Annotated in this window: 7 protein-coding genes; 6 read left to right on the top strand and 1 reads right to left on the bottom strand. The window is 35.2% G+C overall.

Translation table 11 applies throughout. From position 1 onward, the window contains the following. Nucleotides 1-126 precede the first annotated feature (126 nt). The 6 genes from M594_RS07450 to M594_RS07425 all read left to right on the top strand — a co-directional run bounded on the left by M594_RS07450 (nucleotide 127) and on the right by M594_RS07425 (nucleotide 11,866). Nucleotides 127-1,119: an ABC transporter ATP-binding protein gene (locus M594_RS07450; RefSeq protein ID WP_173876399.1), complete on the top strand. Its 993-nt coding sequence runs from the start codon at nucleotides 127-129 to the stop codon at nucleotides 1,117-1,119. Between the two features lies 1 nt (nucleotide 1,120). After that, complete coding sequence (locus tag M594_RS07445) at nucleotides 1,121-1,939, top strand: ABC transporter permease (protein ID WP_173876398.1); 819 nt, start codon at nucleotides 1,121-1,123, stop codon at nucleotides 1,937-1,939. 1 nt (nucleotide 1,940) lies between these two features. Beyond that, nucleotides 1,941-2,726, top strand: a complete 786-nt coding sequence (locus tag M594_RS07440) for an ABC transporter permease (RefSeq protein ID WP_173876397.1) — start codon at nucleotides 1,941-1,943, stop codon at nucleotides 2,724-2,726. A gap of 585 nt (nucleotides 2,727-3,311) precedes the next feature. After that, on the top strand, nucleotides 3,312-9,803 hold the full coding sequence (locus tag M594_RS07435; protein ID WP_173876396.1) for a S8 family serine peptidase: 6,492 nt from the start codon (nucleotides 3,312-3,314) through the stop codon (nucleotides 9,801-9,803). 596 nt (nucleotides 9,804-10,399) lie between these two features. Continuing rightward, nucleotides 10,400-11,296 carry a DUF6287 domain-containing protein gene (locus M594_RS07430; RefSeq protein WP_173876395.1) on the top strand — a complete coding sequence of 299 codons (897 nt, stop codon included), beginning with the start codon at nucleotides 10,400-10,402 and terminating at the stop codon, nucleotides 11,294-11,296. Between the two features lie 252 nt (nucleotides 11,297-11,548). Further along, entirely contained in the window at nucleotides 11,549-11,866 is a 318-nt protein-coding gene (locus tag M594_RS07425; RefSeq protein ID WP_115904830.1) for a hypothetical protein, read from the top strand. A 31-nt stretch (nucleotides 11,867-11,897) separates the two neighbouring features. Here M594_RS07425 and M594_RS07420 read toward each other — a convergent pair whose 3' ends face one another. After that, nucleotides 11,898-13,766: an N-acetylmuramoyl-L-alanine amidase gene (locus M594_RS07420; RefSeq protein WP_173876394.1), complete on the bottom strand. Its 1,869-nt coding sequence runs from the start codon at nucleotides 13,764-13,766 to the stop codon at nucleotides 11,898-11,900. Nucleotides 13,767-13,802 lie beyond the last annotated feature (36 nt).

Raw genomic sequence — 13,802 nt, 5'->3', positions numbered from 1 at the left:
TATTGGATTATAATAGGTTGGTATAAAGCCTTCTGTAATAATATTGAGAAGGTGTAGAAAGTAAGGATTTAGAATATTTGTAGTCAAAAGCACAATGTTGCTATTCCTTACCATAGGGAGATAGATATGGCAATGATAGAAGTGCAACATCTTCAGAAAAATTTTGTGAAGACTGTTAAGGAACCGGGGTTGAAGGGGGCTTTGCGTTCCTTTATTCATCCTGAAAAGCAGACCTTTGAAGCGGTCAAAGATTTGACCTTTGAGGTGCCCAAAGGGCAAATTTTAGGATTTATCGGGGCCAATGGTGCTGGGAAGTCGACAACCATCAAAATGCTGACCGGGATTTTGAAACCGACATCTGGTTTTTGTCGGATTAACGGCAAGATTCCGCAGGACAATCGCCAAGACTATGTCAAGGATATTGGTGTGGTCTTTGGACAACGCACCCAGTTGTGGTGGGATTTGGCTTTACAAGAGACCTACACGGTCTTGAAGGAGATTTACGATGTGCCAGACTCGCTCTTTTATAAGCGAATGGACTTTTTGAATGAAGTCTTGGATTTGAAGGAATTTATCAAGGATCCTGTGCGGACTCTTTCACTTGGGCAACGGATGCGGGCGGATATTGCGGCTTCCTTGCTTCACAATCCCAAGGTTCTCTTTTTAGATGAGCCGACCATTGGTTTGGACGTTTCCGTCAAGGACAACATTCGTCGGGCTATTACCCAAATCAATCAAGAGGAAGAGACAACTATTCTTTTGACTACTCATGACCTGAGCGACATTGAGCAACTCTGTGATCGGATTTTTATGATAGACAAGGGGCAGGAGATTTTTGATGGAACGGTTAGCCAACTCAAGGAGACCTTTGGAAAGATGAAGACTCTTTCTTTTGAACTGCTACCAGGTCAAAGTCATCTCGTCTCTCACTATGAAGGCCTGCCTGATATGATTATTGATAGACAGAGGAATAGCCTCAACATTGAATTCGATAGTTCTCGCTACCAGTCGGCTGACATTATCAAGCAAACCCTGTCTGATTTTGAAATCCGAGATTTGAAGATGGTGGATACGGATATCGAGGATATTATCCGTCGCTTCTATCGAAAGGAGCTCTAAGATGTTCAAATTGTGGAGACGTTATAAACCCTTTATCAATGCAGGCGTTCAGGAGTTGATTACCTATCGAGTCAACTTTATTCTCTATCGAATCGGCGATGTCATGGGTGCTTTTGTGGCTTTTTATCTTTGGAAGGCTGTCTTTGATTCATCGCAGGAGTCCTTGATTCAGGGCTTCAGTATGGCAGATATCACCCTCTACATCATTATGAGTTTTGTGACCAATCTGTTGACCAGGTCTGATAGCTCCTTTATGATTGGGGAGGAGGTCAAGGATGGTTCCATTACCATGCGTTTGTTGCGACCAGTGCATTTTGCAGCCTCTTATCTCTTTACTGAGCTTGGGTCCAAGTGGTTGATTTTTATCAGCGTTGGACTGCCATTTTTAAGTGTCATTGTTTTGATGAAAATCTTATCTGGGCAAGGGATTGTAGAAGTGCTGGGATTAACTGTCCTTTATCTTTTTAGTTTAACGCTGGCCTATCTGATTAACTTTTTCTTTAATATCTGTTTTGGTTTTTCAGCCTTTGTGTTTAAAAATCTTTGGGGTTCCAATCTACTCAAGACTTCCATAGTGGCTTTTATGTCTGGAAGTTTGATTCCCTTGGCTTTCTTTCCAAAGGTTGTTTCAGATATTCTGTCCTTCCTGCCTTTTTCATCCTTGATTTATACTCCGGTCATGATTATCGTTGGGAAATACGATGCCAATCAGATTCTTCAGGCGCTCGCTTTGCAGTTTTTCTGGCTCTTAGTGATGGTGGGCTTGTCTCAGTTGATTTGGAAACGAGTCCAGTCATTTATCACCATTCAAGGAGGTTAGTATGAAAAAATATCAACGCATGCATCTGATTTTTATCAGACAATACATCAAACAAATCATGGAATACAAGGTGGATTTTGTGGTTGGAGTACTGGGAGTATTTCTGACTCAAGGCTTGAATCTCTTGTTTCTCAATGTCATCTTTCAACACATCCCATCCCTAGAAGGCTGGACTTTTCAAGAAATTGCCTTTATCTATGGTTTTTCTTTGATTCCCAAGGGCTTGGACCATCTCTTTTTTGATAATCTCTGGGCGCTAGGGCAACGCTTGGTGCGAAAAGGAGAATTTGATAAGTATCTGACACGTCCTATCAATCCTCTCTTTCACATCCTAGTTGAGACCTTTCAGATTGATGCCTTGGGTGAACTTTTGGTCGGTGGAATTTTATTAGCGACAACAGTATCAAGCATTGCTTGGACTCTTCCCAAATTCCTACTTTTCCTAGTTTGTATTCCTTTTGCGACCTTGATCTATACTTCCCTGAAAATCGCGACTGCCAGTATCGCTTTTTGGACCAAGCAGTCAGGCGCCATGATCTACATTTTTTATATGTTTAATGACTTTGCTAAGTATCCTATTTCCATTTACAATTCACTTCTTCGTTGGTTGATTAGCTTTATCGTGCCCTTTGCCTTTACAGCCTACTATCCTGCCAGCTATTTCTTGCAGGACAAGGATGTAATCTTTAATATCGGAGGTTTGATGTTGATTTCCCTTGTCTTTTTTGGTATTTCCTTGAAACTTTGGGATAGGGGCTTGGATGCATACGAAAGTGCAGGTTCGTAAATAATAGAATATCAAAGCTTTGTCTCAGGACAGGCTTTTTCTAATAGAGATGAAAATTTCTTGACACCTATTCTTAGAGTGCTATACTGTAAGTGCAATCGCTGATTTAGCTCAGTTGCTAGAGCAAGGCACTCGTAAAGCCTAGGTCACAGGTGAACATATGACTGAAGATTTGAAAAAAATTAGATAAGTATATAATAACCGTTAAGCCTAGTTCTTATCGGTTATTTACTTTGTTTAATAGTATTGTTATTGCATCAATTATGTCTGTCTTTGTGATTCTAGTAGTGGTTCAACTTGATTGCTACTATTTTTGATGGTGTGATTGTGCTGATAATGTATCTCAGTTAAGTACGAAATTTTTATATCTTTTTTAACACGTATTAAAAATAAAATTAATACCACTTAATTTTTCTTGACTTAAATTTTTTAAATTGATATACTATTTTTCAGAGAGCTAACAATTATATATAAATGTACTACTCTATTTCCTAGATAGCACTTAGTAAAACTTTTTATAACAAAGGCTAGCAAAGTTAAAGTTTTCTATCTATTGGAAGTTAAATAAATATGTAAGGAATTAAAATGAAAAAAAGTACAGTATTGTCATTAACCACAGCTGCAGTTATTTTAGCAGCATATGTCCCTAATGAGGTAGTCTTAGCAGATACATCTAGCTCTGAAGATGCTTTAAGTATCTCTGATAAAGAAAAAGTAGTAGATAAACAAAAAGAAAACAAAGAAAAACATGAAGATATTCATAATGCTATAGAAACTTCAAAGGATACTGAAGAGAAGAAAACAACAGTTATTGAGGAAAAAGAAGTTGTTGGTAAAGAATCTGTGATAGACAATAAAACTAACAATGAAAAAGCAACAATCAAAAAAGAAGATTCCAATCAATACAAAGGAGATAATGCAGCCCCATCTGCAAGTAAAGACACGGAAAGTCCCAAAAAAGAAGATAGACTTGTCTATATTGCTGAATTTAAAGATAAAGAATCTGGAGAAAAAGCAATCAAGGAACTATCAAATCTTAGGAATACAAAAGTTTTATATACTTATGATAGAATTTTTAACGGTAGCGCTATTGAAACAACCAAAGATACTCTGGACAAAATTAAACTAATAGAAGGTATTTCATCGGTTGAAAGGTCACAAAAAGTCCAACCTATGATGAATCATGCTAGAAAAGAAATTGGAGTTGAAGAGGCAATCGATTACCTAAAATCTATCAATGCACCATTTGGGAAAAACTTTGATGGCAGAGGTATGGTCATTTCAAATATCGATACGGGGACAGATTATAGGCATAAGGCTATGAGAATCGATGATGATGCCAAAGCCTCAATGAGATTTAAAAAAGAAGACTTAAAAGGTACTGATAAAAATTTCTGGTTGAGTGATAAAATTCCTCATGCTTTCAATTATTATAATGGTGGTAAAATTACTGTAGAAAAAGCTGATGATGGAAGCGATTATTTTGATCCACATGGGATGCATATTGCTGGGATTCTAGCGGGAAATGATACTGAAAAAGATATCAAAAACTTTAACGGAATAGATGGAATCGCTCCTAATGCACAGATCTTCTCTTATAAAATGTACTCTGACGCAGGATCTGGGTTCGCAGGGGATGAAACAATGTTTCATGCTATTGAAGATTCAATCAAACACAATGTTGATGTTGTTTCGGTATCATCTGGCTTTACAGGAACGGGCCTTGTAGGTGAGAAATATTGGCAAGCTATTAGAGCATTAAGAAAAGCAGGCATTCCAATGGTTGTAGCTACGGGTAACTATGCAACTTCTGCTTCAAGTTCTTCATGGGATTTAGTGGCAAATAATAATCTGAAAATGACCGACACTGGAAATGTAACACGAACTGCAGCACATGAAGATGCGATAGCAGTTGCTTCTGCTAAAAATCAAACAGTTGAGTTTGACAAAGTTAAGATTGGAGGAGAAAGTTTTAAATACAGAAATATAGGGGCCTTTTTCGATAAGAATAAAATCATAACAAACGAAGATGGTTCAAAAGCTCCTAGTAAATTGAAATTTGTATATATAGGCAAAGGTCAAGACCAAGATTTGATAGGTTTGGATCTTAAGGGCAAAATTGCAGTAATGGATAGAATTTATACAAAGGACTTAAAAAATGCTTTTAAACGAGCAACGGATAAGGGTGCACGCGCCATTATGGTTGTAAATACTGTCAATTACTACAATAGAGATAATTGGACAGAGCTCCCAGCTATGGGATATGAGGAGGATGAAGGAACTACTAGTCAAGTTTTCTCAATTTCAGGAGATGATGGTGTAAAGTTATGGAACATGATTAACCCTGATAAAAAAACTAAAGTCAAAAGAAATAATAAAGAAGATTTTAAAGATAAATTGGAGCAATACTATCCAATTGATATGGCAAGCTATAATTCTAATAAACCGAATGTAGGTGATGAAAAAGAGATTGACTTTAAGTTTGCATCTGACACCGACAAAGAACTGTATAAAGAAGATATTATAGTCCCAGCAGGATCCACATCTTGGGGACCGAGAACAGATTTACTTTTAAAACCTGATGTTTCAGCACCTGGTAAAAACATTAAATCCACTCTCAATGTCATTAATGGGAAATCAACTTATGGTTATATGTCAGGTACTAGTATGGCAACTCCAATCGTGGCAGCTTCTACTGTTTTGATTAGACCAAAGTTAAAGGAAATGCTTGAAAGACCTGTATTGAAAAATCTTAAGGGAGATGACAAAATAGATCTTACAAGTCTTACAAAAATAGCCCTACAAAATACTGCACGCCCTATGATGGATGCGACTTCTTGGAAAGAAAAAAGTCAATACTTTGCATCACCTAGACAACAGGGAGCAGGGCTAATTAATGTTGCCAATGCTTTGAGAAATGAAGTCGTAGCGACTTTTAAAAACACGGATTCTAAAGGCTTGGTAAACTCTTATGGTTCTATTTCTCTTAAAGAAATAAAAGGAGATAAAAAATATTTTACAATTAAGCTTCACAATACATCAAACAGACCTTTGACCTTTAAAGTTTCAGCATCTGCTATAACTACAGATGCTCTAACTGACAGACTCAAACTGGATGAAACATATAAAGATGAAAAATCTTCAGATGGGAAGCAAATTGTTCCAGAAATTCACCCAGAAAAAGTCAAAGGAGCAAATATTACATTTGAGCATGATACTTTCACTATAAGCCCAAATTCTAGCTTTGATTTAAATGCGGTTATAAACGTTGGAGAAGCTAAAAATAAAAATAAATTTGTAGAATCATTTATTCATTTTGAGTCAGTGGAAGAAATGGAAGCTTTAAACTCCAATGGGAAGAAAACAAATTTCCAACCTTCTTTATCGATGCCTCTAATGGGATTTGCTGGGAATTGGAACCACGAACCAATCCTTGATAAATGGGCCTGGGAAGAAGGTTCAAAATCAAAAACAATGGAAGGTTATGATGATGATGGCAAACCAAAAATTCCAGGAACCTTAAATAAGGGAATTGGTGGAGAACATGGTATAGATAAATTTAATCCAGCAGGAGTTATACAAAATAGAAAAGATAAAAATACAACATCCCTAGATCAAAATCCAGAATTATTTGCTTTCAATAACGAAGGGATCAACGCACCATCATCAAGTGGTTCTAAGATTGCTAAAATTTATCCTTTAGATTCAAATGGAAATCCTCAAGATGCTCAACTTGAGAGAGGATTAACACCTTCTCCACTTGTATTAAGAAGTGCAGAAGAAGGAATGATTTCAATAGTAAATACAAATAAAGAGGGAGAAAATCAAATTGACTTAAAAGTCATTTCGAGAGAACACTTTATTAAAGGAATTTTGAACTCTAAGAGAAATGATGCAAAGGGAATCAAATCTTCTAAACTAAAAGTTTGGGGTGACTTGAAATGGGATGGACTCATTTATAACCCTAGAGGTAGAGAAGAAAATGCACCAGAAAGCAAGGATACTAAAGATCCTGCTACTAAGATAAGAGGTCAATTTGAACCGATTGCGGAAGGTCAATATTTCTATAAATTTAAATATAGATTAACTAAAGATTATCCATGGCAGGTTTCCTATATTCCTGTAAAAATTGATAACACAGCCCCTAAGATTGTTTCGATTGATTTTTCGAATCCTGAAAAAATTAAGCTGATCACAAAGGATACTTATCACAAGGTAAAAGAGCAATACAAGAATGAAACTTTATTTGCGAGAGATCAGAAAGAACATCCTGAAAAATTTGACGAGATTGCAAACGAAGTTTGGTATGCAGGAGCCGCTCTTGTTAATGAAGACGGAGAAGTTGAGAAAAATCTTGAAGTAACTTATGCAGGTGAGGGTCAAGGAAGAAATAGAAAACTTGACAAAGACGGAAATACCATTTATGAAATTAATGGTGCAGGAGATTTAAGAGGAAAAATCATTGAAGTCATTGCATTAGATGGCTCTAGCAATTTCACAAAGATTTATAGAATTAAATTTGCTGATCATGCTGATGAAAAGGGGATGATTTCCTATTATCTAGTAGATCCTGATCAGGATTCATCTAAATACCAAAAGCTTGGAGAGATTGCCGAATCTAAATTTAAAAATTTAGAAAATAGAAAAGAGGACAGTCTTAAAAAAGATACAACTGAAGTAGAACATCATCAAGAAAATGAAGAGGCTACCGAAGAAAAATCTAGCTTTACTATCAATAAAGCCATTTCAACAATTAGAGATTTTGAAAGCAAAGACTTAAAAAAACTCATTAAAAAGAAATTTAGAGAAGTTGATGACTTTACAAGTGAAACTGGTAAGAGGACAGAAGAATACGATTATAAATACGATGATAAGGGAAATATCATTGCTTATGACGATGGTAGTGCCTTAGAATATGAAACTGAAAAACTTGACGAAATAAAATCAAAAATTTATGGTGTTCTAAGCCCGTCTAAAAATGGACACTTTGAAATTCTTGGAAAGATAAGTAATGTTTCTAAAAATGCCAAGGTATATTATGGAAATAACTATAAATCTATAGAAATCAAAACGACTAAGTATGATTCCCACTCAAAAACGATGACCTTTGATTTATACGCTAATGTTAATGATATTGTGGATGGATTAGCTTTTGCAGGAGATATGAGATTCTTTGTTAAAGATGATGATCAGATAAAAGCTGAAACTAAAATTAGAATGCCTGAAAAAAATAAGGAAACTAAAGCAGAATATCCCTATGCATCAAGTTATGGGAATGTAATAGAATTAGGAGAAGGAGATCTTTCAAAAAATAAACCAACCAATTTAACGGAGATGGAAACTGGTAAAATCTATTCTGATTCAGAAAAACAACAATATCTGTTAAAGGATAACATCATTCTAAGAAAAGGCTATGCACTAAAAGTGACTACCTATAATCCTGGAAAAACGGACATGTTAGAAGGAAATGGAGTCTATAGCCAGGAAGATATAGCAAAAATCCAAAAGGCCAATCCTAATCTAAGAGTTTTATCAGAAAAAATAATTTATGCTGATAGTAGAAATGTTGAAGATGGAAGAAGTACTCAATCAGTATTAATGTCGGCTTTGGACGGCTTTAACATTGTAAGGTATCAAGTGTTTACATTTAAAATGAATGATAAAGGGGAAGCAATCGATAAAGATGGAAATCTTGTGACAGATTCTTCTAAATTGGTATTATTTGGTAAGGATGGTAAAGAGTACACAGGAGAGGATAAGTCCAATGTAGAAGCTATAAAAGAAGATGGCTCTACGTTATTTATTGATGCAAAACCAGTAAATCTTTCAATGGACAAGAACTACTTTAATCCATCTAAATCTAATAAAATCTATGTACGAAATCCAGAATTCCATTTAAGAGGTAAGATTTCTGATAAGGGTGGTTTTAACTGGGAGTTGAGAGTTAATGAATCGGTTGTAGATAATTATTTAATCTATGGAGATTTACACATTGATAACACTAGAGATTTTAACATTAAGCTTAATGTTAAAGACGGTGACATCATGGACTGGGGAATGAAAGACTATAAAGCAAATGGATTTCCAGATAAGGTAACAGACATGGATGGAAATGTTTACCTTCAAACTGGATATAGCGATTTGAATGCGAAAGCGGTTGGAGTACACTATCAATTTTTATATGATAATGTTAAACCAGAAGTAAACATTGATCCAAAAGGAAATACTAGTATCGAATATGCTAACGGAAAATCTGTAGTCTTTAATATCAATGATAAAAGAAATAATGGATTCGATGGTGAGATTCAAGAACAACATATTTATGTAAATGGAAAAGAATACAAATCATTTGCTGATATTAAACAAATAGCAGATAAGACACTAAACATTAAGATAGTTGTAAAAGATTTTGCAAGAAATACAACCGTAAAAGAATTCATTTTAAACAAAGATACGGGAGAGGTAAGCGAACTAAAACCTCATACAGTAACTGTGACCATTCAAAATGGAAAAGAAATGAGTTCAACGATAGTGGCGGAAGAAGATTTCATTTTACCTGTCTATAAGGGTGAATTAGAGGAAGGCTATCAATTTGATGGTTGGGAAATTTCTGGTTTCGAAGGGAAAAAAGACGTTGGCTATGTTCTTAATCTATCAAAAGATACCCTTATAAAACCTGTATTCAAGAAAATAGAGGAGAAAAAGGAGGAGGAAAATAAACCTACTTTTGATGTATCCAAAAAGAAAGATAACCCACAGGTAAATCCTAGCCAATTAAATCAAAGCCATAGAAAAGAGGACTTACAAAGAGCAAATCATTCACAAAAATCTGATTCAACTAAGGATGTTACAGCTACAGTTCTTGATAAAAACTTTGAAAATAAGAAGGAAGTCCATCTTAATGAACAAGAGAACATAGCTAATAAACATACTAACATTGATAGTAAGTCGGATACTAGCCATTCTGATAGGTTGCCAAAAACCGGAATAGTTAGAGCAGTTCTTACACCATTCATTGCTGGAATATTGTTTATAGTAGGAGCACTTCTTGGATTGAAGAAAAAAAATCAAGATTAAGACAAAATCTATAGAAAAATGTTTATGTGTTGAGATTAGATAGTGTGATGGTTAAACAGTTTGCTGACAATTACTATTTAATACTTAATTCTTAAGTTTACATTGATAATTATACTCTTTTAGAATGTATTAATGGACTTCATTTAGATAACAAAAAATCTTCTTATTACAGATAGGAAGATTTTTTGGATTCTACCAATTTCATAAAATATGGTATCGAACTATATATTAAAAATTGTGCTTTTTCAATTGTAGTAAAAACTCAAGATTTATTTGATGAAGTACAGTCTATATGCAATATGATAAGTAAATACGTCTATTATAATTTTTATAAAGATAAGTGAATAATACGAAAAAATAGCTCCCTTTAGTTATCACGGTTAGACTATAAAAATATATAAAATTCTTAAAAATTATGGTATAATTTATGTTAATAAACTCGATATAGAGTTTAATGGATGATTCTATTGATGCCAATATTTTAGGATTAGTTGATTGGTTTTCTTTTGAAAATCTATCTATTCATGGATACTGACAAAATCTTGCGAATTTGTCTAAGATATAGGTGAAATATAGTGAAAAAAGGGAGGAATACTATGACTAAGAAAAATTTTGAAGAGACAAATGATCCTAAAACAAGTGTCTCGAAGGGAGTGAAAGGCTCTTCTCCAGCTACAATTAGGAGCAAGGTATTTAAAATAAAAGTCTATATTGGCATTGCTATTAGTCTTTTGGTTGTTGCAATTTTAGCAAGTATCTTCTTATTCTCATCTAATAAGGCAAATAAAGAGTCAAGTCCAGCATCGTCTGTAACTTCAACTAAAGAGTCAACAAGTCAAACATCTACAAGCCAAGGAAAAACAGATGAGATTGATAAAGATAAGCAAGAGAAAATCCAGAAACTCAAGGATCAACTAACTGATTTAGACACCAAGATTACTGAAGCAGAAGCACTTGTTAGCAAGCTAAAAGAAGAAACTGCAGTTCCGAAACTGGATATTGAAGCATTAAGAAATAATGATTTATCTAGTTTGAAAGGCACATGGCGTACACCGTCGGGCAATGAATATGTCATTAATGAGTCTGGTGAAATGTATGCAACTAGTTATAGAGATGGTCAAAAATTTGAATATATTACTGAACTAAAAGGGTCAAAAGGTCAAGATCGTCGTAATTCTGAGACCGCTTCTCTAAGTGCTTGGGTAAAAGATTCTGTTGCTGGAGGATTTGTGGTAGTTGCTGTACCAAGTGGAGTTGTCATGAAACCTGGTGATGATGGAAAACTGACAGATAAAAGCAATCATGACGAGGAGAGACTGTTTGCAGGACAGCAGTATGAAGCGATGTTGTCGAGACCAGAAGATGTTTATTATCGTGTAAAACCAGATACTAGTAAACTTGAAGAAGAGGAGAAGCATTTAGCTCAACTACAGGCTGAACGCGAAGCAATCAAAACTTCTCTAGAATCTAAGGAAAAGAAAAATACGAACTAGAAAAAACTAGTTTAGAATCTAACTTTCGATTGTTTTAGTTCAGAAATACTGTTGCAATCACTAGAATGAAGAAGCTCATTAGGGCTTCTTTTTCTTTCATTTTAATTATTGAACCACTTAGACCGAGATAGAGACCAGATAGGCAAAAGAACTTGTTCTTGAAACTGACCTCTGCTATAATGATTTTTGTAAGGGACGGAAGGCGTCACTATCAGATAACTCAAGTTCCTAAAAAAGAAATTGGAGATAAAAATGAAAAAATTATTAGGTATTGGATTCTTGCTAGTTTCAGCTTTGGTTTTGTATTTTGGTTCTGTTGGATGGCCAAATTTGAATGTCAACCTCTGGTCCCTGATTCCGGTAGGACTGTTCCTCTATTTTACCCTAGAGAATCTTTTGAAAAAAGATTACAAGGCTAGTTTGATGTGTTTGATTATTGCTTTTATCATCGCCAATGCAATTTTGGACCTTTTACCAATTTCAAGTGGCTTGGTAATTGGAGCGGGCGTACTAGCTTGCATTGGTATTGGGTATCTCTTTCCTGATAAAGATAAAAAAGAAGACAAATAGAAAAGGCCTCGAGGTTTCTCGAGACCCTTTTTTACTTACCAGCGTAATATTTTTGAATTCCTTTCACGATACCTGCTACAATCTTATCTTGATAGTGACTATCTCGAATCTGTTGATTTTCAGCGAAATTATCCATATAACCTAGCTCTAGGAGGACGGCTGGTTTAGCAGTTTCTCGAAGAACGGCAAAGCTACTTTCCAATAAGCCAGCATCTTTAGCACCAGTTTCAGCTAACAATGAAGAGTGGATAGCGGCTGCAAGACGCTTGCTTTCACTCATACGGTCAGGATGGCTATGCCAGTATGGGTTGATTTTACTTGGATAATCAGGTTCATCACTGTAGGAATAGGTTTGAATTCCACTAGATTTTGAGTATGCATTACCAGTCGCATTGAAGTGAATACTAATAAAGATATCAGAGTTAGTCTTGTTAACCATACGAGAACGTTCTGTAACAAAATCTACATCAATATCACTATCACGTGAAGTGAGAACTTTGTAGCCAAGTTCTTCTAATTTTTTGCGTAATTTACGATACACCTGCATGTTGAGGTCTTTTTCAGCGACATTGTAATAGTATGCACCTGAGTCTCTTCCCCCATGTCCAGGATCTAAAAAGATGGTTTTACTGTATTGGCCTTTTACAAACCCAACTTCTTTTGAGACCTCAGAAATCCATTGACCATTTTTGTGGAACAGATGGTCTTTACCGTCAATTTTGTAAGTTCCAGAAACATAATGCCCATTATCATCTAAGTAGTAGCGGGCCTTATAAGTGTCGTCGTAAATCCACTCTTTTTTAGCCATATAACCACCAGCTTTGAGGTAATAAGCTCCAATCCATTCTTTTGATGCATACATTCCACCACGCTTCAAAAAGAACCAGCTGTTATAATTTTTATCAAATATCCATTCATTATCAGCCATAGCCCCATTGGTTTTTAGATAATAGCTTCCTGACCATTTATCGGCTAACATAGCTCCATCTTGAGCAAAAGAATACCAAGAACCGCTGATTTTTTCCCATTTGTTTTGGACAAATTTTCCAGATGCGTTCGCATAGAACCAGGTATCTTTAATTTTTACCCAGCTATTTTCAGCCATAGCACCACTGTTATTAAATAGGTAGCCCTTAAATGTAGTTGAACTTAACATGATTCCCTTTTTATCAAAGTAGTACCAAGAACCATTGATTTTCTCCCACTTGTCCTGAGAAATTTTTCCAGAGGATGTTGCATAGTACCAATTTTGGTCGATTTTTGCCCAGCCGTTTGTGGCCATAGCACCACTTTTAGTCAGTAAGTAGCTGTCAAAAGTAGTATTACTAAGCATGATTCCATCTTTGGCGAAGTAATACCAAGAATCAGCAATTTTTTCCCATTTATTTTGAGAAATTTTTCCTGAAGAACTAGCAAAGTACCACTTTCCATTGATGAAGTTCCAACCGTTCTCAGCCATCACTCCATCTTTATTGAATACATAACCATCAAAGGTTGTATTGCTTAGTCGATTTCCATCTTTGTTGAAGTAGTACCACTTTCCTTGGATTTTTTTCCAGTTGGTAACAGGTTTATTGTGTTCGTAAAAGCGCCAGTTATTATTTTCTCCCTGCCAACCTTCTTTGACTTTTTCTTCTTTTTTTACTTCTTTTTTTACTTCAGATTTCTTCTCTTCTGTAGCAGGAGTTTTTTCTTCTTTATCGTCAATTTTAGAAGAATTGTCTGTTTTTTCAACATTCTCTTTCGGTTTTTCTTGGTTTTCGATTTTTGAAGTACTTGAATGAGGAATTGTTACATTTTCTCGTACTGACTCTGCTTTATTTTCTTGAGCCTGGACCGTTACTTGAGAGTACCCTAAAATAGATAGGGCAACTGTACTAGCGAGTATAATCTTTTTCATTTTTTGTCTCCATATATATTTTTAGCATTTTAATAC

This window comes from Streptococcus mitis, assembly GCF_013305725.1.
Lineage (GTDB): Bacteria > Bacillota > Bacilli > Lactobacillales > Streptococcaceae > Streptococcus > Streptococcus mitis_BO.
This window is presented reverse-complemented; position numbering and strand designations above follow the sequence as displayed.

Coding starts and splice junctions, on each gene's coding strand:
- M594_RS07450 (WP_173876399.1), top strand. CDS start 127: ATGGCAATGATAGAAGTGCAACATCTTCAGAAAAATTTTGTGAAGACT.
- M594_RS07445 (WP_173876398.1), top strand. CDS start 1,121: ATGTTCAAATTGTGGAGACGTTATAAACCCTTTATCAATGCAGGCGTT.
- M594_RS07440 (WP_173876397.1), top strand. CDS start 1,941: ATGAAAAAATATCAACGCATGCATCTGATTTTTATCAGACAATACATC.
- M594_RS07435 (WP_173876396.1), top strand. CDS start 3,312: ATGAAAAAAAGTACAGTATTGTCATTAACCACAGCTGCAGTTATTTTA.
- M594_RS07430 (WP_173876395.1), top strand. CDS start 10,400: ATGACTAAGAAAAATTTTGAAGAGACAAATGATCCTAAAACAAGTGTC.
- M594_RS07425 (WP_115904830.1), top strand. CDS start 11,549: ATGAAAAAATTATTAGGTATTGGATTCTTGCTAGTTTCAGCTTTGGTT.
- M594_RS07420 (WP_173876394.1), bottom strand. CDS start 13,766: ATGAAAAAGATTATACTCGCTAGTACAGTTGCCCTATCTATTTTAGGG.